22 protein-coding genes, 1 pseudogene and 1 other annotated feature are annotated in these 19,356 nt (G+C 54.4%); of the genes and pseudogenes, 7 read left to right on the top strand and 16 right to left on the bottom strand.

Going from position 1 to position 19,356, the window contains the following annotated elements; genetic code table 11:
- Positions 1 to 39: 39 nt before the first annotated feature.
- A complete protein-coding gene (locus FOV68_RS02440) occupies positions 40 to 363 on the bottom strand; it encodes an HI1450 family dsDNA-mimic protein (RefSeq protein WP_003853921.1) in 324 nt (107 codons plus the stop codon).
- Positions 364 to 408: 45 nt separating this feature from the next.
- Positions 409 to 1,869: a cardiolipin synthase gene (gene cls, locus FOV68_RS02435; protein WP_010244396.1), complete on the bottom strand. Its 1,461-nt coding sequence runs from the start codon at positions 1,867 to 1,869 to the stop codon at positions 409 to 411.
- 170 nt (positions 1,870 to 2,039) lie between these two features.
- On the opposite strand from cls, the gene FOV68_RS02430 reads away from it, so the two are divergent.
- Complete coding sequence (locus FOV68_RS02430; protein WP_003853917.1) at positions 2,040 to 2,213, top strand: YciY family protein; 174 nt, start codon at positions 2,040 to 2,042, stop codon at positions 2,211 to 2,213.
- 54 nt (positions 2,214 to 2,267) lie between these two features.
- Here the strand turns inward: FOV68_RS02430 and FOV68_RS02425 are convergent, their stop codons facing one another.
- Positions 2,268 to 2,585, bottom strand: a complete 318-nt coding sequence (locus tag FOV68_RS02425) for a hypothetical protein (protein WP_031593132.1) — start codon at positions 2,583 to 2,585, stop codon at positions 2,268 to 2,270.
- 358 nt (positions 2,586 to 2,943) lie between these two features.
- Between FOV68_RS02425 and ycgZ the strand changes: the two genes are divergently transcribed.
- A complete protein-coding gene (gene ycgZ, locus FOV68_RS02420; RefSeq protein ID WP_031593131.1) occupies positions 2,944 to 3,186 on the top strand; it encodes a regulatory protein YcgZ in 243 nt (80 codons plus the stop codon).
- 226 nt (positions 3,187 to 3,412) lie between these two features.
- On the opposite strand, the gene FOV68_RS02415 is transcribed toward ycgZ, so the two are convergent.
- Positions 3,413 to 3,598, bottom strand: coding sequence for a hypothetical protein (locus tag FOV68_RS02415; RefSeq protein WP_039386262.1), 186 nt, complete (start codon positions 3,596 to 3,598; stop codon positions 3,413 to 3,415).
- Between the two features lie 77 nt (positions 3,599 to 3,675).
- The gene (locus FOV68_RS02410) at positions 3,676 to 3,972 is read right to left on the bottom strand and encodes a YciI family protein (RefSeq protein WP_010244407.1); all 297 of its coding nucleotides are present in this window, start codon (positions 3,970 to 3,972) and stop codon (positions 3,676 to 3,678) included.
- A 197-nt stretch (positions 3,973 to 4,169) separates the two neighbouring features.
- Here FOV68_RS02410 and tonB point away from each other — a divergent pair, with 197 nt between their 5' ends.
- Positions 4,170 to 4,925: a TonB system transport protein TonB gene (gene tonB / locus FOV68_RS02405; protein WP_069026349.1), complete on the top strand. Its 756-nt coding sequence runs from the start codon at positions 4,170 to 4,172 to the stop codon at positions 4,923 to 4,925.
- Positions 4,926 to 4,961: 36 nt separating this feature from the next.
- On the opposite strand, the gene yciA is transcribed toward tonB, so the two are convergent.
- Genes yciA through FOV68_RS02385 form a run of 4 tightly spaced genes read right to left on the bottom strand, consistent with a single transcriptional unit; the run spans position 4,962 to position 7,212 of the window.
- The gene (gene yciA, locus FOV68_RS02400; protein WP_010244413.1) at positions 4,962 to 5,384 is read right to left on the bottom strand and encodes an acyl-CoA thioester hydrolase YciA; all 423 of its coding nucleotides are present in this window, start codon (positions 5,382 to 5,384) and stop codon (positions 4,962 to 4,964) included.
- 58 nt (positions 5,385 to 5,442) lie between these two features.
- Positions 5,443 to 5,982: a septation protein A gene (locus FOV68_RS02395; RefSeq protein ID WP_010244416.1), complete on the bottom strand. Its 540-nt coding sequence runs from the start codon at positions 5,980 to 5,982 to the stop codon at positions 5,443 to 5,445.
- A 51-nt stretch (positions 5,983 to 6,033) separates the two neighbouring features.
- Positions 6,034 to 6,768, bottom strand: coding sequence for a YciC family protein (locus FOV68_RS02390; RefSeq protein ID WP_010244420.1), 735 nt, complete (start codon positions 6,766 to 6,768; stop codon positions 6,034 to 6,036).
- A 27-nt stretch (positions 6,769 to 6,795) separates the two neighbouring features.
- Entirely contained in the window at positions 6,796 to 7,212 is a 417-nt protein-coding gene (locus FOV68_RS02385; protein WP_086905917.1) for a YkgJ family cysteine cluster protein, read from the bottom strand.
- 250 nt (positions 7,213 to 7,462) lie between these two features.
- On the opposite strand from FOV68_RS02385, the gene ompW reads away from it, so the two are divergent.
- A complete protein-coding gene (gene ompW / locus FOV68_RS02380; RefSeq protein WP_031593125.1) occupies positions 7,463 to 8,098 on the top strand; it encodes an outer membrane protein OmpW in 636 nt (211 codons plus the stop codon).
- A gap of 56 nt (positions 8,099 to 8,154) precedes the next feature.
- On the opposite strand, the gene FOV68_RS02375 is transcribed toward ompW, so the two are convergent.
- The 6 genes and pseudogenes from FOV68_RS02375 to FOV68_RS02345 form a co-directional block, all read right to left on the bottom strand.
- On the bottom strand, positions 8,155 to 8,469 hold the full coding sequence (locus FOV68_RS02375; protein ID WP_010244430.1) for a BON domain-containing protein: 315 nt from the start codon (positions 8,467 to 8,469) through the stop codon (positions 8,155 to 8,157).
- Between the two features lie 149 nt (positions 8,470 to 8,618).
- Positions 8,619 to 9,422 carry a tryptophan synthase subunit alpha gene (trpA, locus tag FOV68_RS02370; RefSeq protein WP_143990260.1) on the bottom strand — a complete coding sequence of 268 codons (804 nt, stop codon included), beginning with the start codon at positions 9,420 to 9,422 and terminating at the stop codon, positions 8,619 to 8,621.
- A complete protein-coding gene (gene trpB / locus FOV68_RS02365; RefSeq protein ID WP_083067927.1) occupies positions 9,422 to 10,612 on the bottom strand; it encodes a tryptophan synthase subunit beta in 1,191 nt (396 codons plus the stop codon). The genes trpA and trpB overlap by 1 nt, the downstream gene beginning before the upstream one ends.
- Before the next feature lie 46 nt (positions 10,613 to 10,658).
- Positions 10,659 to 12,020, bottom strand: coding sequence for a bifunctional indole-3-glycerol-phosphate synthase TrpC/phosphoribosylanthranilate isomerase TrpF (trpCF, locus tag FOV68_RS02360; protein WP_143990259.1), 1,362 nt, complete (start codon positions 12,018 to 12,020; stop codon positions 10,659 to 10,661).
- A gap of 2 nt (positions 12,021 to 12,022) precedes the next feature.
- Positions 12,023 to 13,617: pseudogene (gene trpD / locus FOV68_RS24245) on the bottom strand (bifunctional anthranilate synthase glutamate amidotransferase component TrpG/anthranilate phosphoribosyltransferase TrpD).
- Positions 13,617 to 15,182 carry an anthranilate synthase component 1 gene (locus FOV68_RS02345; RefSeq protein ID WP_143990258.1) on the bottom strand — a complete coding sequence of 522 codons (1,566 nt, stop codon included), beginning with the start codon at positions 15,180 to 15,182 and terminating at the stop codon, positions 13,617 to 13,619. Before FOV68_RS02345 ends, trpD begins: the two are co-directional and overlap by 1 nt.
- Before the next feature lie 23 nt (positions 15,183 to 15,205).
- Positions 15,206 to 15,307 (bottom strand) — a sequence feature (Trp leader region).
- 120 nt (positions 15,308 to 15,427) lie between these two features.
- On the opposite strand from FOV68_RS02345, the gene FOV68_RS02340 reads away from it, so the two are divergent.
- The gene (locus FOV68_RS02340) at positions 15,428 to 16,345 is read left to right on the top strand and encodes a PHP domain-containing protein (RefSeq protein ID WP_168769777.1); all 918 of its coding nucleotides are present in this window, start codon (positions 15,428 to 15,430) and stop codon (positions 16,343 to 16,345) included.
- A 12-nt stretch (positions 16,346 to 16,357) separates the two neighbouring features.
- Positions 16,358 to 16,978: an L-threonylcarbamoyladenylate synthase gene (locus FOV68_RS02335; protein WP_003853883.1), complete on the top strand. Its 621-nt coding sequence runs from the start codon at positions 16,358 to 16,360 to the stop codon at positions 16,976 to 16,978.
- A 10-nt stretch (positions 16,979 to 16,988) separates the two neighbouring features.
- On the opposite strand, the gene FOV68_RS02330 is transcribed toward FOV68_RS02335, so the two are convergent.
- Complete coding sequence (locus FOV68_RS02330; RefSeq protein WP_039386281.1) at positions 16,989 to 17,636, bottom strand: serine protease; 648 nt, start codon at positions 17,634 to 17,636, stop codon at positions 16,989 to 16,991.
- 780 nt (positions 17,637 to 18,416) lie between these two features.
- On the opposite strand from FOV68_RS02330, the gene rluB reads away from it, so the two are divergent.
- Complete coding sequence (gene rluB, locus FOV68_RS02325; protein WP_010670251.1) at positions 18,417 to 19,307, top strand: 23S rRNA pseudouridine(2605) synthase RluB; 891 nt, start codon at positions 18,417 to 18,419, stop codon at positions 19,305 to 19,307.
- Positions 19,308 to 19,356 lie beyond the last annotated feature (49 nt).

Here is a 19,356-nt window from a genome sequence, read left to right as displayed (position 1 = left end):
CCGGGCAATCGCCCGGCGTTTTCTTATCAAATCTGACGCTTACTCACGCCACAGGATATGACAGAGTTTGTGGTCTTTCTCGCGGCACAGCAGCACGCGAGCAAAGACGTCGGTGATCGGTTCACCGTCCGCTTCACCCAGCCCAATCACCACCTCGGCGAAGAAGTCCGGGTTCAGGTCGAAATCGACATGATCTTTCCAGTCTTCAGACGGATCAAACAGCTCTGCGCCACCGCGCTCTTCGAACTGCAGATTGAAGAGAATGACGTCTGCCGGATCAAGATTGTCGACGGCCAGTTCGAGAAAAATATCGTAGGCTTGTTCCAGCGTTTCATCTTCGGTAAGGCGATTATTTAAATCCATAGTCTGTCCTGTCGGCCTGCGGCCATTTACACAATCTGGCTCGTTTTACAGTAAAGGACTGAAGAAGTAAAACAGTCGTTCGACGATGCGTTGCCACCAGGCACGTTTTGCCCAGCGCTTGCCATCCAGCAGGCGGGAACGGGCGATATAGTCATCCTGCACACAGGCGAGATCGCTGCCAAATCCCGCATCATCAACCACCAGCGTCACTTCAAAATTCAGCCATAAACTGCGCATATCTAGGTTCACGGTTCCCACCAGGCTCAGTTGTCCGTCGACCAGCACGCTTTTGGTGTGCAGCAGGCCATCTTCAAACTGATAAATTTTCACGCCCGCTTCCAGCAACTCACTGAAGAAGGAGCGGCTGGCCCAGCCAACCAGCAGCGAGTCATTGTGACGAGGCACAATCACGCTGACATTGACGCCACGCTGCGCCGCCGTACAGATAGCATGCAGCAGATCGTCGCTCGGCACTAAGTAGGGCGTGGTCATGATCAACTGTTCACGTGCCGAATAGACCGCAGTCAGCAGCGCCTGATGGATCATATCTTCCGGGAAGCCGGGGCCGGAGGCGATCACCTGCACGGTGTGGCCGCTCTCCTGTTCAAACGGCATAATGTTGCGATCGGGCGGCGGCGGTAAAATGCGTTTGCCGGTCTCTATCTCCCAGTCGCAGCTGAAAACAATCCCCATCGCCGTCGCCACCGGGCCTTCCATTCGCGCCATCAGGTCAATCCACTGACCGACACCCGCGCTCTGCTTAAAGAAGCGCGGATCGACCAGGTTCATGCTGCCGGTATAAGCGATGTAGTTATCAATGAGTACGATTTTGCGGTGCTGACGCAGATCCATCCGTCGCAGGAAGACGCGCAGCAGGCTGACCTGCAACGCTTCCACCACATCGATTCCGGCATTGCGCATCATGCCGACCCAGGGACTGCGGAAAAAGGTAACACTGCCCGCAGAGTCGAGCAGCAGACGGCAATGAACGCCACGGCGTGATGCCGCCATCAGCGATTCCGCCACTTCATCCGCCAGACCGCCGGGATGCCATATGTAGAACACCATCTCAATGTTGTGGCGGGCCAACTGGATATCCCGAATCAGCGCCTGCATCACGTCGTCGGCGCTGGTGAGCAGCTGCAGCTGGTTGCCCTTGACCCCGGCGATGCCCTGACGATGGTAGCAAAGCTCAAACAGCGAACGCGCAACGTCGCTGTGTTCGGTGGCAAAAATTTCACGGCACTGCTTAAGGTCAGTAAGCCAGCGGGCAGTGGATGGCCACATGGTGCGGGCGCGCTCCGCGCGACGTTTACCCAGATGCAGTTCGCCAAAAGAGAGATAAGCGATAATCCCTACCAGCGGCAGAATATAGATCACCAGTAGCCAGGCCATCGCGGATGTCACAGCCCGTCGCTTCATTAACACGCGCAGCGTAACCCCGGCGATCAGCAGCCAGTAACCAAACACCAGCAGCCAGCTGATCAGGGTATAAAAAGTGGTCATAAAGTGGACATCCCGTTCGCGCTTTCGTCCGGCAAGTTTACGTGCAGATGACGGCTAACGGAACCCTTTATCCCGGACATCCTCGATGAAGGATCCGATTTGGCATTACCGCAGAGATCTCTATAATGCCCTCGCGTATATCTCGTGTGTATGACGTCAGAGAGGAAGTGATGAAACGAAGCAGAAATGAAGTGGCGCGCTGGAGAATGTTACGGCAGGTGCATCGCCGCCGCTCACGCTGGCTGGAAGGGCAGTCGCGGCGGTATAAGCGTATCCACTGCATTCGCCATCAGCTGGCACAACAGCAGCGTCGTTCGATTCTGTTTATTACGCAGATAATATAGCGAAAGCCCGGTGAATTCAGCCTGCGGGACAAAGCAGGCTATTCAGACTTCAAATCAGGCTTCAAAAAAAACCGATTCTGCCATCGCCCGTCGCGCTATCAGGTGCTCCTGATGCGACGCGCCACGATCGCTGACTTCGCGCATCAGACATTCCATTGAGCTGCCCAGCTCAGTCGGCCTGTGGTAACCCACACGATCGTACCATTCGTAAGACCACTTACGCGATTTACGCTGATAATAGACAGTGAGCCACACTGAGCAATTAGCAGGGTAACCACTCATCACTTCTATTTTGGGGTCAACAATAGAAAGAAGCCGGGATAACAGCGGGTCGAGCAATGTAAGGGACTGGCCAGAATAAGTTTTATGCATAATTTGCCCGCGACTGTACTGTGCATCCATTCAGAGGTTCAACTCACAAGGAATAAATGTAGACAGCTCTGCCAGATAATTCCTCTTAAATGCTAAAAAAAGGGTGGAACGATCATTTTTTAATAGTAAAACAGGTCATTCAGGCGCGGACAAAAGAGGGAGTATTAACAGGATAAAGACGGCAGGCTAAGAAGTTGTACAACTTTGCATTATTGTAATGTGCTGTTATTTATGAATTTGTTGCCATTGAATCATGATAGTCTGATTTTTTAAGCTAAATATCTGTACAGATAGCTCGTTGTTGTGTAACTTTATTGCATCGGTTAGTAATCTTATATGAATTCTATGAGGGTCAACCATGCAGGCTAACGTTCGTATTCCCGCTTCAGTCTCTGACATCTCCGCCTATTTACACAGCGCCGCGCAGCCCTCACAACAGGCCATTCTTGGCTCCGTCGTGACGGAAATTATCAGTTCGGGTCGTAGTCTGAATCGTAAAGCGATCTGCTCAAAATTGATCGGCCGTTTACAGCATGTCACCAGTCCGGAAGAAGAACAGCACTATCATGCGCTGATTGGCCTGATTCTGGATCGCGGTTAACTCATCGCTGAAAATATGCCTGCGGCGGGAAAATAAAGAGAGCGTGTATTACTGAAAGACCAGGGCGGTATACTGCCGGTTTATTATCAATGTCGTTCAGAACAACGCTTTAATTTAATAAGATCAGTTGGTCGCTGCGTTTATTCGCGAGGCAGAATATTCAGACCGGCCGGTCGCTGCGACAGAGCGTTATGTGCTGCTCTGTCGCAATGAAATCTCAGGCTGATTAACCAGCGAGACGTTGTGTCGTCATCACCAGCGTCACGTTCACAAGCTGCAGTGCCGCCGCCAGCACGATCAGCATGACAATCCACTGCTTTTTATTACGCCAGCCCTGAGTGCGCCAGAGATAAACCGCGCTGCCGATCAGTAAAGCGATAATGGCCAGTAGCCCCAGAATGATTATCTGCATCTTTTCTCTCTTAAACGATCAAAATAAAAATGGCTTCTGTGCCAGGCACAGAAGCCATTTTCACTGCTGACTCACGATCAGAAGACGCGTTTAAACGGTTTAACCGAAACCTGCTTATAGACGCCCGCCGCGAAGTAGGGGTCATCCTGTGCCCAGGATTGTGCTTCTTCTAATGACGGGAATTCAGCAATCACGGTTGAGCCGGTAAAGCCCGCTACACCAGGATCGTTGCTGTCGACAGCAGGCATCGGGCCTGCAATGATCAGGCGTCCCTCTTCCTGCAGCAGTTTGAGCCGTGCCAGATGGGCAGGGCGCACGGCATTACGTTTTTCCAGTGAATCTGCAGTATCTTCTGCATAAATGACGTAAAGCACTAAGGAACTCCCATTAACCAGAATTTCGCAACACGTTAAGGGATTGCCCATCAGAGTGCAAACGAAACCTCAGCGTGGTTAATGGCTCAGCATAAAGGGCTAAAAAGCGCTTTTCTTCAGGCCGGATGGCGGGAGTTATTGAAACTGATTGCTATTTGCATTTAAAATCGCTGCTTCATTCAATCACTGCGACTGTTATGACCACGCTGACTATGCCATTACCTAAACGCACGCCTGTCTCCATGTTGTTGTCTGTTGCTTTGCATGGGGCCGTGATAGCCGGAATTCTGTATGCTTCATTCCAGCAGGTGATTGAGGTGCCCAAAGCGTCGCAGCCTATCAGCGTTACCATGGTCGCCCCTGAAGTCCAGCCTGAACCTGCACCGGCCATCGTGGAGCCGCCTGCGCCACAGCCCGAGCCTAAGCCAGAACCTGAACCGGTGCCGGAACCTCAGCCCGTGCCCGAACCGCCGAAAGCGGAGCCGGTGCCGATTCCCAAACCTGAGCCTAAGCCAAAGCCCAGACCGAAACCAGAGCACAAGCGGGAGCAGCCTAAACGCGAGGTGAAGCCGCGTCAGGAGAGCAAACCGCAGGCCGATCCGTTTAAGCAGGAAGCCCCGGCGACGCAGAACAAACCGACCACGGCGCCAAAATCTACGCCGTCACCCACCTCATCGGCCTCAACCGGCCCAAAAGCACTGAACGTCAGTAAACCTGGCTATCCACAACGCGCATTTGCACTGCGTGTAGAGGGGCGGGTACGGGTGAAGTTTGATGTGGATAGTGAGGGACGGGTGGATAACATCCAGATCCTCTCTGCTGAGCCGCGCAATATGTTTGAGCGTGAAGTTAAGCAGGCGATGAAAAAGTGGCGCTATCAGAGCGGACGGCCAGGGCAGGGTCTGACCATGAATATCGTGTTTAAGATTAATGGTGGGGCCAGCATAGAATAATGCGTCAGGTCAGGCTGAAACAGCCTGACCTGTTTTTCATTCGCCGGGTTGCTGGTTAGCGCGACCGGCTGGCAGAGGACGGGAATTGCCCTCATTGTCGACCGCCACATAAATAAACACCGCTTCAGTCGCAATGTAAGTTTGTCCAATCGGCTCAGACGACACTTTTTTGATCCACACTTCAACATTGATCGTCATGGAGCTGTTGCCGGTACGAAGACAGCTCGCATGGCAGCTCACCACATCGCCCACCGCGACGGGCTTCATAAATGACATGCCGTCAACGCGAACCGTCACCACGCGTCCTTCAGCGATCTCTTTCGCCAGGATAGCGCCACCCATATCCATCTGTGACATCAGCCAGCCACCAAAAATATCGCCGTTGGCGTTGGTGTCTGCTGGCATGGCGAGCGTACGCAGCACCATTTCGCCTTTCGGCAATGTATGTTTTTCGCCCATTGCTTCCACTTCTATGCAGGTGAATGCTAAAAAAATGCCCGGCGGACCGGGCAGATGATTATTTTTGTTCCTGCTGCGGCATCTGTCGCCAGATGTAAAGCCCGCTGAGCAGCGTAAACAGTAAGGTCAGACCGGAAAGACCGAACACTTTAAAGTTAACCCAAAACGCCTGAGATAACCAAAAGGCGACATAGATGTTTACCAGGCCGCAGATGAAGAAGAACAGCGCCCAGGCAACGTTGAGCCGACGCCAGACCGCATCGGGCAGTTGTAACTCTTTGCCCAGCATGCGCTGAATCAGCGTCTGCTCCATAAACCACTGACTGTAGAGCAGGGCGGCGGCAAACAGGCTGTAGATAACCGTAACTTTCCACTTAATGAACTCATCGTTGTGGAATACCAGCGTCAGGGTGCCAAAGACCGCCACCAGCACAAAGGTGAAAATTGTCATCTTTTCCAGCTTGCGATAGAGCACCCAGCTGACAACCAGCGCCAGGCCGGTCGCGACAATCAGCGCGCCCGAGGCGACAAAAATGTCATACAGCTTGTAGAAGATGAAAAAGACCACCAGGGGAAGAAAGTCGAGTAGCTGCTTCATAGTTTTTCCATTCAGAGTTGGCTGCAAATGTGCCCGAAGGCACATCGTCAATCAACGTAACAGCATATAGAGCCGATAAAGATAGATAATCAACATCGCCGAAACCACATTGCCTGCCGCGGTGAAAATCACCGACGAGACATTCAGCGGTAAAACCGTCAGCGAAGAGAAGAACAGCATCACCACCACTTTGGCCAGCAGCCAGAGCAGAATAGCGGGGGCAATCAGCTTCACATTCTTCCACGCCATCCGCATGCTGGCCCGCATGGCGGCAAAGACACCCATCTTCTCACTGGCCACCATCACCGGAGCCAGCGACAGCAGAATCGTCAGCAGAATGCCTGGCACTACCAGCACCATAAAGCCCAGTTGCGCCACCAGCGTCATCAGGAAGGTGAGCAGCAGCAGCTTTGGCAGCAGCGGCGCTGAAGCACCAATCGCCCGCAACGCACTGACACGCTGGCCGGAAGAGACCATCGGGATCAGATAGAGCATTCCGCCGAGCAGCAGCGTGTTCCCCATCAGCGCAGCGAAGGTGCTGGCCGCCGAGGCGCGCAGCAGCACCTGCTGCTGTTCCGGTGACATATTCTGCACCATCTCAAACAGCGAACCGGCGCTATCGTCACCCTGTTGCAGGAGGGCCATCTGATCGGCACCCGGCGTCAGCACATGCACCAGCATGACGGTGATAAAAGCGGCCAGCAGCGACATCAACAGCACCGTAGCCAGTTGATGGCGCGCGAAATTTCCTGTGTCACGGTATAACGAGCTTGCCGTGATAGACATGTACACTCCTTTGAGGAACCGGGTTAATTAACCCGGCGATTGTACATGTTCTGGCAGCTCGCGGGCACCCGCTGCGGCATAACTTTCTGTCATGACAGGTAAAGATGGAGAAAAAAGGGCGGGAAGGCCATACCGGGCGCGGGCGCGATCGCAGGCTTCATTGTGGATACCCGCTTCGCCCGACATCGAAAATTCCCGACAGGGCGTCGGACGTTGTTCGTAAATTCCGCACGAGACACAGCCGCCAATGTCGCCTTCAAGGGCAACGCAGCGCGGCGCGCGATCGTTCGTTCCACGCATATTGCGCATTAACAGGCTGAGCGGTTCGGTTAATGCGGTCGGCACCGGGCCGCCGGCATCATCGGCTTCGGCCCAGTAAAATGAGACGCGGAAATGGGCGCAGCAGGCGCCACAGCTGACACAAGGGTTAGTTATTTCACTCATTTGATCACCCGCCCCTCCCAGGGCATCGAACCAAAATCACCAGAGAAGATAAGCAAAATAGGCCCGGCGAAATTATTCAGCAAGGGGAATTTTGCTGCGCCAGCCTGAGCCGAAATTGATCTAAATCAATTCATTGTTTTTTAAGTAATTTATCTGAAAGGTACAGAGTGCAATTTTCTGTAAATCACGTTAAATATTTGCCAGCAAAAAAGCGATGACGTTCGCGACATTAACATTAAGCAAAGGAGTGATGATGAAACTGGCAAAATGCGCGATGCTGCTGGCTCTGGCTTTACCCCAGCTGGCAATGGCCCACGAAGCAGGCGACTTCTTTATGCGTGCCGGCAGTGCCACCGTCCGGCCCACCGAAGGTTCCGATAATGTGTTAGGGATGGGCGAGTTCAGCGCATCCAACGATACGCAGCTGGGCCTGACCTTTACTTACATGGCAACAGACAACATTGGTGTCGAATTACTGGCCGCCACACCGTTCCGTCACAAAGTGGGCCTGGGCCCGACCGGAACACTGGCAACGGTACGCCAGTTACCGCCTACGCTGATGGCGCAGTACTACTTCTTTGACAGCAAGAGCAAAGCGCGTCCTTACGTTGGCGTGGGTATCAACTACACCACCTTTTACGATGCCGATTTCAATCAAACGGGCCGCGATGCGGGCCTGACCGATCTCAGCGTGAAGGATTCCTGGGGTGTGGCGGGTCAGGTCGGTCTGGATTATCAGATTAACCGTGACTGGATGCTGAATGCGTCGGTGTGGTACATGGATATTGATACGGAAGTGAAGTTTAAAGCGGGTGGCGAGCAGCAGAATATCAATATGCGCATCGATCCCTGGGTCTTCTTCTTCGGTGCGGGTTACCGTTTCTGATGATAAAGACGATAAAAAGGCCGCTGAATCAGCGGCCTTTTTTGTCTGTTAAGACGTTATTTGATCTGCATATTGTTTACCACGGACTTCACGCCCGCCACGCTGCGCGTAACCTGAACGGCACGATTAGCCATCTGTGGTGATGAAACAAAACCGCTCAGCTGAACTTTACCTTTAAAGGTTTCTACGTTGATTTCAGTTGATTTCAGTGAGTCATCTTTCAGCAGTTCACCTTTAACTTTTGTGGTCACCACGGTGTCATCAATATAGCCACCGGTTCCCTCTTTGGTTGCGGTTGGCGCACAGGCGCTCAGTGTCAGCGCAACCACGCCCGCCAGTACAGCACCTGTCAGCAGTTTAACGAATTTCATTGCTTTCTCTCCCTGTCACAAAATGGATGCGACGTTACCGTAACGGCGCATTGTCATTGTGGTGCAGATTTTGCAAAAAGGGCAAATGGGGGAATGAAAAAAAAGGAAACAAATCATGCCTTATCGCGCGATAAGGCATGCTGGCAGGATTAACGGCTGGCGGCTTTAAGGCGGCTGACAAAGTTCTTCAGCTCGCTCAGCATCACCTCAGGCTCTGAATGATGATTTTCGATGATTCTGACAATCGCAGAACCGGAGATCGCGCCCGCAGCGCCCGCAGCGATCGCTTCCTTCACCTGTTCAGGCTCAGAGATACCAAAGCCCTGCAGCGGCGGGGCTGCATGGTATTCACGCAGCTTGTCGATCAGATGCTGCAACGGCAGGCTGGCGCGGTTTTCAGCACCGGTCACGCCCGCGCGCGACAGCAGGTAGGTGTAACCCCGTCCGTGTGAAGCGATCTCGCGCAGCAGCTCATCGCTGGCGTTAGGCGGACAGATGAAGATGGGTGCCACGCCATGACGCAGCGCCGCCTGACGGAAGGGCGCGGACTCTTCAACGGGCACATCCGCCACCAGCACCGAATCCACACCCGCCTCTGCACAACGGGCATAGAACTCATCCACACCGTTGGTGAAGACCAGATTGGCGTACATCAGCAATCCAATCGGCAGATCCGGATACTTACGGCGGATAGTGGCCAGCATTTCAAAGCATTGGCTGGTGTTAGTGCCCGCCGCAAAGGCGCGTAACGTCGCGTTCTGGATGGTCGGGCCATCTGCAAGGGGATCGGAGAAGGGAATACCCAGCTCCAGTGCATCCGCGCCTCCTTCAACCAGGGCGTCAATCACGCGCAGTGAAAGCTCCGGTGACGGATCGCCCAGCGTAACAAAAGGAACGAAAGCCCCTTCGTTATTCGCTGACAGACGCGTAAACAGTTGATTGTAACGTTCCATCAGATTTCTCCCTGCGCTGTCAAAATGTCATGAACGGTGAAAATATCTTTGTCGCCGCGGCCAGAGAGGTTGACCACAATCAACTGCTCTTTTTCCGGCTCAGCCTGAATCATCTTCATCGCGTGCGCCAGGGCGTGGGATGACTCCAGCGCCGGAATAATACCTTCATCGCGACAGAGCTGTTTAAAGGCGGCCAGCGCTTCGTTATCGGTGATGGAGACATATTCCGCACGACCGATGCTGTTCAGGTGCGCATGCTGCGGGCCTACCGACGGGAAGTCGAGACCGGCAGAGATCGAGTAAGACTCCTCAATCTGGCCATCATGGGTCTGCATCATCGGCGATTTCATACCGAAGTAGATGCCGACGCGACCGTGCTTGAGCGGCGCGCCATGCTCGCCGGTCTCAATGCCGTGGCCCGCAGGCTCTACGCCGATCAGCTTCACGCTGGTCTCATCGATAAAGTCGGCAAACATGCCGATGGCATTGGAGCCGCCGCCCACACAGGCGAGGATCGCATCGGGCAGGCGACCTTCTCTTTCCAGAATCTGCTTTTTAGTCTCTTCGCCAATCATGCGCTGGAACTCACGCACAATCGTCGGGAAGGGATGCGGACCCGCCGCGGTGCCGAGCATATAGTGTGATGTCTCGTAGCTGCCAGACCAGTCGCGCAGCGCTTCGTTACAGGCATCTTTCAGCGTGGCGGAGCCGCTGTGCACCGGGATCACTTCTGCGCCCATCAGACGCATACGGAAGACGTTGGGTGACTGACGCTCCACATCTTTTGCGCCCATATAGATGCGGCATTTCATGCCCAGCAGCGCACAGGCCAGCGCTGAAGCTACGCCGTGCTGACCCGCACCGGTTTCGGCAATGATTTCGTTTTTGCCCATGCGTCTGGCTAACAACGCCTGACCCAGCACCTGGTTGGTCTTGTGCGCGCCACCGTGCAGCAGATCTTCACGCTTAAGATAGAGGCGGGTTTTGGTGCCTTTAGTCAGGTTTTTGCACAGCGTCAGGGCGGTAGGGCGACCCGCATAGTTCTTCAGCAGGTCGGTAAACTCGGCCTGAAACTCAGGATCTTTCTGGGCGTCGACAAACGCCTGTTCCAGCTGGCGCAGGGCTGGCATCAGGATTTGCGGAACATACATTCCGCCAAATTCGCCAAAGTAGGGATTAAGTAACGTCATTTTTTATCTTCCTTTCTCGGGCCCGCCGTTGAGCAGGCCAGGCAAATCAGTAGGCTCGCAGTGTCTGAAACACAGCGGCAATTTTACGGGCATCTTTGATGCCAGTCGCGCTTTCCACGCCAGAGTTGAAGTCCAGTCCGGCACAGCCGAGCTGTGCGGCTTCAACACAGTTATCCGCGCTCAGGCCACCGGCCAGCAGCACATTGTTGAGCGTCTGTCCCTGCAACAGTGACCAGTCGAAACGCTGTCCGGTTCCGCCGTCGCCATTATCAAACACATAACGGTCAACATGAGGCCAGTCGCGCGCCGGTAAGATGCCTTCTATGCGCAGCGCCTTCCAGATTTGAATCTCTGCTGGCAGAGCCGCGCGCAGTTCAGCCACAAACTCCGGCGTCTCGTTGCCATGCAACTGCACCGCAGCGAGTGAAAGCGCACCGGTTTGCGTGACAACGTCACTTACAGCGGCATTGCGGAACACGCCGACGTAGCGTAGCGGCGCCGCAGCGATCACGGTCTGCGCCGTAGCGGTGTCAATCTGGCGCGGAGAACCTTCCGCGAAGATCAGACCGCCATAGATTGCCCCGGCTTCATAGGCGGCGCGCGCATCTTCGGCACGGGTCAGGCCGCACACTTTATTGCTGCCCAGCGTGACCCGACGCACCGCTGCGGTCAGGTCGGCCTCTTCCATCAGTGCAGAACCAATCAGGAAACCGTTGGCAAAGTGGCTCAGCTCGCGAATATCGGCATAGCTGTTAATGCCTGATTCGCTGATTACCGTGACGCCGTGCGACAGGCGCGGTGCCAGCTGACGGGTGCGGTTAAGATCGATAGAGAGGTCACGCAGATCGCGGTTGTTGATACCCACGACTTTGGCCTGCAGCGCGATAGCCCGCTCCAGTTCCTCTTCATTACTCACTTCAGTCAGAATGCCCATCTTCAGGCTGTGCGCCACGGTGGCCAGCTGACGATACTGCTCATCATCCAGCACTGACAGCATCAGCAGAATCGCATCAGCCTGGTAGTAACGTGCCAGATAGATCTGATAAGGGTCGATGATAAAATCTTTGCACAGCACCGGCTGGGTGATGGCCGCGCTGACAATCGGCAGAAAGGCGAAGTCGCCCTGAAAATATTTTTCATCGGTCAGCACAGACACCGCGGAAGCGTAATGGCGGTAGACCCCGGCAATGGCGGCTGGATCGAAATCCTCGCGAATAATGCCTTTCGAGGGAGAGGCCTTTTTACACTCCAGGATAAACGCGGTTCTTGCACCCTGCAGCGCGTCGTAGAAATGACGGCTGGCGGGTTCAATGCTGTTCTGAAAGGTAGAGAGAGGCTGCTGCTGCTGACGGGCTTCAACCCAAATCGCTTTGTCCTGAACAATTTTTTCTAACACGGTGCCTTTCATGATTATCCTCTTGCTGCCAGTGCGACAACACGCTCATAAGCCTGTCCGCTGCGGATGGCGTTAAGCGCCTGCTGTGCGTTTTCACGCAGATCTTCCTGACCGAATACTTTAAGCAACATCGCCACGTTGACGGCGACGGCCTCCTCATGGGCCTGCTGGCCATTACCCTGGAGTAAAGAGGTCAGAATGTCACGATTTTCTTCCGGCGTGCCGCCCGCCAGCGCCTCTTTGGGATGGAAGCCAAAACCAAAGTCCTCTGGCGAGAGCTGATAGCGCGTAATTTCACCTTCACGCAGCTCGGCCACATGGGTTACATCGTGCAGCGCCACTTCATCCATCCCGCCACCGTGAACCACCGCCGCGCGCTGATAACCCAGCACTTTCAGCGTCTGGGCAATCGGCATTACCAGTTCCGGGCTGTAGACGCCAATCACTGCCAGTGGCGGGCGTGCCGGGTTGATCAGCGGGCCCAGCACGTTAAACAGCGTACGGGTCTTAAGCTGCTGGCGGACCGGCATCGCGTGGCGAAATCCGGTGTGATACTGCGGCGCAAACAGGAAGCAGACATTCAGATCGTCCAGCGCCTGGCGCGCCCGTTCAGCGGGCATATCGAGATTGATGCCAAAGGCGGCCAGCAGATCGGAGGAGCCCGATTTGCTGGAGACACTGCGGTTGCCGTGCTTCGCCACTTTCAGACCGCAGGTCGCGGCGACAAAGGCGCTGGCTGTCGAGATATTAATGCTGTTACTGCCATCGCCGCCGGTGCCCACAATGTCGGCAAACGCATAATCAGGGCGGGGAAAAGGTTTGGCATCTTCCAGCAGCGCGGTGGCGGCTCCGGCAATCTCTTCCGGCGTTTCACCGCGCACTTTCATGGCGATCAGCGCGGCAGCGAGCTGCGTTGGTTCCAGCTGTCCGGTAATGATGGCGCTGAACAGCTGATGACTCTCAGCCTGATTCAGCGTCTGCGCCTGGTAAAGTTTTTCCAGTGTCTGTTGCATATTTATTCTCCCTGTTACTTCGCCAGCGCCCAGGCCAGCGTCTGCTCAAGCAGGCGCGCGCCCTGAGAAGTCAAAATCGATTCAGGATGGAACTGAAATCCGCATACGCGATCGGTTTCATGGCGAACGGCCATCACCATCCCGTTGTAACTGGCATTTACCGTCAGCTCATCCGGCGTGTTGCTGCCCACCAGCGAGTGGTAGCGCGCCACCGGCAGCGGATTGCTCAGACCGGTAAACATCGCCTCGCCGTCATGGTCGATTGAAGAGGCTTTGCCATGCAGGATCTCGCCTGCCTGGCCCACATGGCCGCCATAAGCTTCGACAATCGCCTGGTGACCCAGACAGATGCCGATAATTGGCAGACGACCACGCAGCACCCGCAGCAGCTCCGGCATACAGCCAGCATCTTTTGGCGCGCCGGGACCAGGAGAGAGCATCAGCACCGGGTTCTCCATCCGCTGCAGCTGTTCAATTAACAGTTCGGCAGGCAGGTTGTTGCGATAGATCACCACGTTGTGACCAAAGGTGCGCAGCTGATCAACCAGGTTATAGGTAAAAGAGTCGATGTTATCGAGCAGCAGAATATCGGCCATCAGAAGATCTCCTTGCAGTGATGGGCAGTCGCGATAGCGCGCAGTACGGCGCGCGCTTTGTTGCGGCTTTCATCAGCTTCAGCCTGCGGATTAGAATCCAGCACCACACCTGCGCCCGCCTGAACGGTGGCGACGCCATCTTCTACATAGGCGGAGCGGATAACGATACAGGTATCGAGATCGCCCTGGGCGGTGAAGTAGCCCACCGCGCCGCCGTAGCTGCCGCGACGGGTGCGTTCAGCCCCGGCAATCAACTGCATGGCGCGAACTTTTGGTGCTCCGCTCAGCGTGCCCATGTTCATACAGGCACGATACGCGTGCAGCACATCGAGGTCCGCGCGCAGCGTGCCCACCACGCGGGAAACCAGATGCATCACAAATGAGTAGCGGTCAACTTTGGTCAGGTCAGCCACGTAACGGCTGCCGGGCACGCAGATTCGCGCCAGATCGTTACGCGCCAGATCCACCAGCATCAGATGTTCAGCCAGCTCTTTATGGTCGGTACGCATCTCCAGCTCAATGCGGCTGTCGAGATCGCGGTCCAGTGAGCCATCAGCATGGCGGCCACGCGGGCGGGTACCGGCAATCGGGTAGATCTCAATCTGACGGGAGGTGGCGTCATACTTCAGCGAACTCTCCGGCGACGCGCCAAACAGAGAGAAATCCTGATCCTGCATGAAAAACATGTAGGGGCTGGGATTGCTGTTTTTCAGTGTCTCATAAGCAGCCAGCGGCGACGGGCACGGCAACGAGAAGCGGCGTGACGGTACGACCTGGAAAATTTCGCCGATGCGAACTGCCTGCTGCAGGGTGCGTACTACGTCGCAATACTCTTCATCACTCTGGCTGGTGGTCAGCGTCATCTGTTCAACCGGCTGGACCGGCAGAGCCGGTGCCGGCTGCAGCATCTGGCCGTGCAACTGCTCGATGCGGCGCTGCAGGCGCTGGAACTCGCTGGTGGACGGGCAGAACAGGCTGGCCTGCAGACGCGCACTGCGGGTCTGGTGATCGATCACCAGTAAGGTTTCTGCCAGGTAAAAACAGTAGTCGGGGCAGCGTTGCTGATTACCCAGCTCCGGCAGGGTTTCAAAACCGGCAACCAGATCATAAGCAAACAGGCCACCCAGCAGCACGGCTTCGCGTTCATCGGCAGGAGAGTTGACCAGTTGTGGAATCAGACGCAGTGCATCAAACACCGACAGTGCCTTGAGGCGGGAATCTTCATCCTGCTGATGGTCGGTGCTCTGGGGGAAAGTCAGCTCGCGTCCATCGGGGCGAACCTGATTGCTGACCGACGCAGGCAGGGCCTCATCCAGCAGCGGCAGCAGGGCGCGGCCATTTTCTGACAACGCCTGAACGGTGACATTGTTGCCCATTGCGCTGACGCGCAGCGCGCTGTCGACAATCAGCAGGCTTTTTAAGTTGCGCTTGCTGTCGATGTCAGCGGATTCAAGCAGCAGGGTTGCCGGACGTGCGCCGCACAGCTGGTGAAACACTGCGGCCGGATCTTCGCGGTAGGGTGCGGTGCCGGTAATCAACTTCACTGTAGGTTTCGCATTTGGCATGATGATTTCTCTGAATTTCGCTCAAAAAAAAGCCCGCTCGGTGGCGGGCTCAGGTATTAGCACAGCGTTTACGCAAAGTGTGCACGGCCCTGTCGCCCGTTTTCGGGAACATCGCGCCAACCGTTTAAATGCGTGATTACAACAGCCATGATTGAATACCCGTTACGTGTGAACTTGTGTACTAGTTAACGGGTTCAGGGCGGAAATGTCAATACACTTTTTCACTGACCGTGAAAATCGTTATCATGCTGGCCGGTTTAGTTTTTGCAGGAGTTCTCTTGAGCGATATCGCCCGTTTCCCGGTTTATGATTTACACAGCCACACGCGTGCCTCCGACGGCTTACTGACGCCAGCAGCCCTGGTGCAGCGAGCGGTTGAGATGCGCGTCGGCGTACTGGCGATCACCGATCACGACAGCGTTGCAGGGGTAGATGAAGCGCAGCAAACGGCAATCGATCACGATTTACCGATAAAAGTGCTGGCGGGCGCAGAAATCTCCACCCTGTGGGAAAACCATGAGATTCATATCGTGGGACTCAACATTGATATCCGCCATCCGGCGATGGTGGCGTTTCTGGCCGGACAACATGCCTGTCGGCAGGCACGTGCAGAAGAGATTGGTGAGCGACTGGCGAAGGCACGTATCCCGGATGCGCTGGCGGGAGCCACGCGACTGGCTGATGGCGGCATCATTACCCGCGGTCACTTTGCCCGCTTCCTGATTGAACAGGGTAAAGCAGAGAATATGGTGCAGGTGTTCAAAAATTATCTGGCGCGTGGCAAAACCGGTTACGTGCCGCCACAATGGTGTACAATTAAACAAGCTATTGATGCGATTCATCATTCTGGTGGCTGCGCTGTGCTGGCGCATCCTGGCCGTTACGGTCTATCGGCAAAGTGGCTCAAGCGGCTGGTCGCCCATTTCCGCGAAGCGGGCGGCGATGCGATGGAAGTTGCGCAGTGCCAGCAGCCACCCAATGAGCGCACGACGCTGGCGCAATACGCCAGAGATAATGAACTGGCCGCATCACAAGGTTCTGATTTTCATCAACCCTGTCCGTGGATTGAACTGGGCCGCAAACTCTGGCTGCCCGCGGCGGTTGAGCCGGTCTGGGAACGCTTCCCTGATCTGGCTCCCGGCCTGGCAATCACGGAAAGGTGACACGAGGTTTCTATGAGTCAATTGTTTCATATTCATCCGGACAACCCGCAGCCTCGCCTGATTAATCAGGCGGTAGACTACCTGAACAAAGGCAGCGTCATTGTTTATCCAACCGATTCCGGCTATGCGCTGGGCTGTCGGCTGGAGGAGAAGGGCGCGATGGAGCGTATCTGTCGTATCCGTCAGCTCGACGGGCACCACAACTTTACCCTGATGTGCCGCGATCTCTCTGAGCTGTCGGTCTACTCGCAGGTGGGCAACTCAGCGTTTCGCCTGCTGAAAAACAACACGCCAGGCAACTACACCTTTATTCTCAAGGCGACCAAAGAGGTGCCGCGCCGCCTGATGAATGAAAAACGTAAGACCATTGGTCTGCGCGTGCCCTCTAATCCCGTGGCGCTGGCGCTGCTGGAAGCACTGAATCAGCCGATGATGTCGACCTCATTAATTCTGCCGGGCAACGATTTCACCGAGTCCGATCCGGAAGAGATCCAGCACAGCATCGGCAAGCTGGTCGATCTGATTATCGACGGCGGCACGCTGGGCCAGCAGCCGACCACGGTGGTCGATCTGACCACCGATGCGCCGGAAATTGTGCGTGAAGGGGTGGGCGATACCCGCCCGTTCCTGTAAGCCCTCAGGCTCAGGCACCGCGTGTCGGTGTCTGGGCCAGATTCGACTCTAACCAGCTTTTAAACTGGCCGTAAGGAATATAAAGTGATACATCTTTCAGGATCACTTTGTTATTACGCCCATTTTTAATTGAGTCAGAATAGCCAACAATCACGCCGCCCAGCGTATCATCACGGTTATAAACGCCGCCGCCCGACATCCCCTGAACAACACCTGCATTGGAGGCCATGGCTATACAGGGACTTTTATTCCAGTTATTCCGAATTGCCGTGCGGGCTAAATTAACTCCCGTCGATTCAACCGGCATCGCCGAAATAAAGCTGTAGCCATACATTTTAACCGGATCGCCGATGTCGCTGTTGCGGAACTTAGTCAGCGTGCTGGCGTCATTCTTGTGATAAATAATCGCAAGGTCGCAATAAGGGTGATAAGACTTGACGCGCTGCACGGCAGTTTTGGCGACGTGCGCAGCCGTCAGGCTATATTCAGGCGTCAGAGGAATGCTGGTGCCCAGTGTGCCGAGACCGAGGATCGTCGGAATGCCAGTCACGCTCATATCTACGTGCTGCATCGCCGTACGACTGTACTCAGTGTGGCCCACAGAACACCCGCTCAGCACCAGTGCAGCAAGCACCGGGCACAGCAACAGGTTTTTCATGATGGGTTTCTTTATTCAGGCATGTCGGGAAATCCCTGGTGAAGATTTTTGACATGCAAGCAAGGTTCATCACTGAACCGTATTAACGCAACAACTCCGGATGCGCCGGTTTATTGGATTAATGTAAAAAGACTATTTTTATAAACGAATAACAAAAGCCGGACTTCATTGTTGCAAGACCCCTCTATCGTGAGTCCTGCTTTTTATTGTGCTACAGGAATAAATTATATCAGCTTAATAGTGTCGTGCAATTTATTAAAGCTAATAAGAATCAAATGTTATGAAAAATAAGGTTTTAAATAAATCTGCCTTAAGAATAATCTGACATTTTTATATTTACCGACCATTTGTAATGGATAAAATCAATCCGGCAGTTTTTTGTGCTGATTTTAATGTTTTATGAAGAAGATTAAAGGCAAGGATGAATCCATAGAAGTGTAAGATAGTGTTATGGTTTTCATCACCAGAACATCATTTTGATGACCCCTGAGTGGTAAGAAAATTTAATTGTCATCAGCTATAAAGTTTTCAATAGATGCATTTTATTAATCAAAGGTCTTGTCAGATGATCGCACATTATTCAGAAGCGTATTAAGGATTAATAGAGTTAAAACTATTTGAGGCCAACTCTTCTTTATTGGCTATTAACCCACTCATAAAGCGCGTTACTTCAGGGGTAAATGTCTGTATAATGGGGCCGAATTAATAGGTTAACCTGTTGATTCAGAAAGAATTATCACCCTACCGTGACGCCTGGGAAGGCGACAAAGAGGAAGCTCAATGAGCGAAAAGTTACAGAAAGTCTTAGCGCGTGCCGGTCATGGCTCGCGTCGTGAAATCGAATCAATGATTGCCGCTGGCCGTGTCAGCGTCGACGGCAAGATCGCCACCCTGGGCGACCGCGTCGAAAGCAGCAAATCTCTGAAAATCCGTATTGATGGTCATCTGGTCTCGATTGCTGAATCAGCAACCGAAGTTTGCCGCGTGCTGGCTTACTACAAACCAGAAGGTGAACTCTGTACCCGCAGCGATCCTGAAGGGCGCCCAACGGTATTTGACCGCCTGCCTCGTCTGCGCGGTTCACGCTGGATTGCCGTTGGCCGTCTGGATGTGAACACCTGTGGCCTGATGCTCTTCACCACTGACGGTGAACTGGCGAACCGCCTGATGCATCCGAGCCGTGAAGTGGAACGTGAATATGCGGTGCGCGTCTTTGGTCAGGTCGACGATGATAAAATTCGTCAGCTGAGCAAGGGCGTTCAGCTGGAAGATGGCCCGGCTGCCTTTAAAACCCTGAAATTTGGCGGTGGAGAAGGGATCAACCAGTGGTACAACGTGACCCTGACCGAAGGACGTAACCGTGAAGTGCGTCGTTTATGGGAAGCGGTCGGCGTGCAGGTCAGTCGTCTGATGCGTGTTCGCTACGGCGATATCACCTTACCAAAAGGCCTGCCACGCGGTGGCTGGACCGAACTGGATCTGCCTGCGGTTAACTACCTGCGTAACCTGGTGGAAATGGATGATGAAACGGTCACCAAACTGGTCGTCGAGAAAGATCGTCGTCGCACCAAAGCGAACCAGATTCGTCGTGCCGTGAAACGTCACAGTAAAGTGAGCAGCACCCCACGTGCACCACGCCGCAATCCGGGCAGCAAACGTAACTCCGGTTAAGCACGTTGCCCGATCGCTAAAAACGCAGCCCCAGGGCTGCGTTTTCTTT

Source organism: Pantoea sp. paga (assembly GCF_007558755.1).
Lineage (GTDB): Bacteria > Pseudomonadota > Gammaproteobacteria > Enterobacterales > Enterobacteriaceae > Pantoea > Pantoea agglomerans.
Note: the sequence above shows the minus strand (reverse complement) of the source record. Positions and strands in the feature narration are given on the sequence as shown.

What these genes read in the sequence shown, in the direction of transcription:
- FOV68_RS02440 (WP_003853921.1), bottom strand. Translation starts at nt 363, where the DNA reads ATGGATTTAAATAATCGCCTTACCGAAGATGAAACGCTGGAACAAGCC.
- cls (WP_010244396.1), bottom strand. Translation starts at nt 1,869, where the DNA reads ATGACCACTTTTTATACCCTGATCAGCTGGCTGCTGGTGTTTGGTTAC.
- FOV68_RS02430 (WP_003853917.1), top strand. Translation starts at nt 2,040, where the DNA reads ATGAAACGAAGCAGAAATGAAGTGGCGCGCTGGAGAATGTTACGGCAG.
- FOV68_RS02425 (WP_031593132.1), bottom strand. Translation starts at nt 2,585, where the DNA reads ATGCATAAAACTTATTCTGGCCAGTCCCTTACATTGCTCGACCCGCTG.
- ycgZ (WP_031593131.1), top strand. Translation starts at nt 2,944, where the DNA reads ATGCAGGCTAACGTTCGTATTCCCGCTTCAGTCTCTGACATCTCCGCC.
- FOV68_RS02415 (WP_039386262.1), bottom strand. Translation starts at nt 3,598, where the DNA reads ATGCAGATAATCATTCTGGGGCTACTGGCCATTATCGCTTTACTGATC.
- tonB (WP_069026349.1), top strand. Translation starts at nt 4,170, where the DNA reads ATGACCACGCTGACTATGCCATTACCTAAACGCACGCCTGTCTCCATG.
- yciA (WP_010244413.1), bottom strand. Translation starts at nt 5,384, where the DNA reads ATGGGCGAAAAACATACATTGCCGAAAGGCGAAATGGTGCTGCGTACG.
- FOV68_RS02395 (WP_010244416.1), bottom strand. Translation starts at nt 5,982, where the DNA reads ATGAAGCAGCTACTCGACTTTCTTCCCCTGGTGGTCTTTTTCATCTTC.
- FOV68_RS02390 (WP_010244420.1), bottom strand. Translation starts at nt 6,768, where the DNA reads ATGTCTATCACGGCAAGCTCGTTATACCGTGACACAGGAAATTTCGCG.
- FOV68_RS02385 (WP_086905917.1), bottom strand. Translation starts at nt 7,212, where the DNA reads ATGAGTGAAATAACTAACCCTTGTGTCAGCTGTGGCGCCTGCTGCGCC.
- ompW (WP_031593125.1), top strand. Translation starts at nt 7,463, where the DNA reads ATGATGAAACTGGCAAAATGCGCGATGCTGCTGGCTCTGGCTTTACCC.
- FOV68_RS02375 (WP_010244430.1), bottom strand. Translation starts at nt 8,469, where the DNA reads ATGAAATTCGTTAAACTGCTGACAGGTGCTGTACTGGCGGGCGTGGTT.
- trpA (WP_143990260.1), bottom strand. Translation starts at nt 9,422, where the DNA reads ATGGAACGTTACAATCAACTGTTTACGCGTCTGTCAGCGAATAACGAA.
- trpB (WP_083067927.1), bottom strand. Translation starts at nt 10,612, where the DNA reads ATGACGTTACTTAATCCCTACTTTGGCGAATTTGGCGGAATGTATGTT.
- trpCF (WP_143990259.1), bottom strand. Translation starts at nt 12,020, where the DNA reads ATGAAAGGCACCGTGTTAGAAAAAATTGTTCAGGACAAAGCGATTTGG.
- FOV68_RS02345 (WP_143990258.1), bottom strand. Translation starts at nt 15,182, where the DNA reads ATGCCAAATGCGAAACCTACAGTGAAGTTGATTACCGGCACCGCACCC.
- FOV68_RS02340 (WP_168769777.1), top strand. Translation starts at nt 15,428, where the DNA reads ATGCTGGCCGGTTTAGTTTTTGCAGGAGTTCTCTTGAGCGATATCGCC.
- FOV68_RS02335 (WP_003853883.1), top strand. Translation starts at nt 16,358, where the DNA reads ATGAGTCAATTGTTTCATATTCATCCGGACAACCCGCAGCCTCGCCTG.
- FOV68_RS02330 (WP_039386281.1), bottom strand. Translation starts at nt 17,636, where the DNA reads ATGAAAAACCTGTTGCTGTGCCCGGTGCTTGCTGCACTGGTGCTGAGC.
- rluB (WP_010670251.1), top strand. Translation starts at nt 18,417, where the DNA reads ATGAGCGAAAAGTTACAGAAAGTCTTAGCGCGTGCCGGTCATGGCTCG.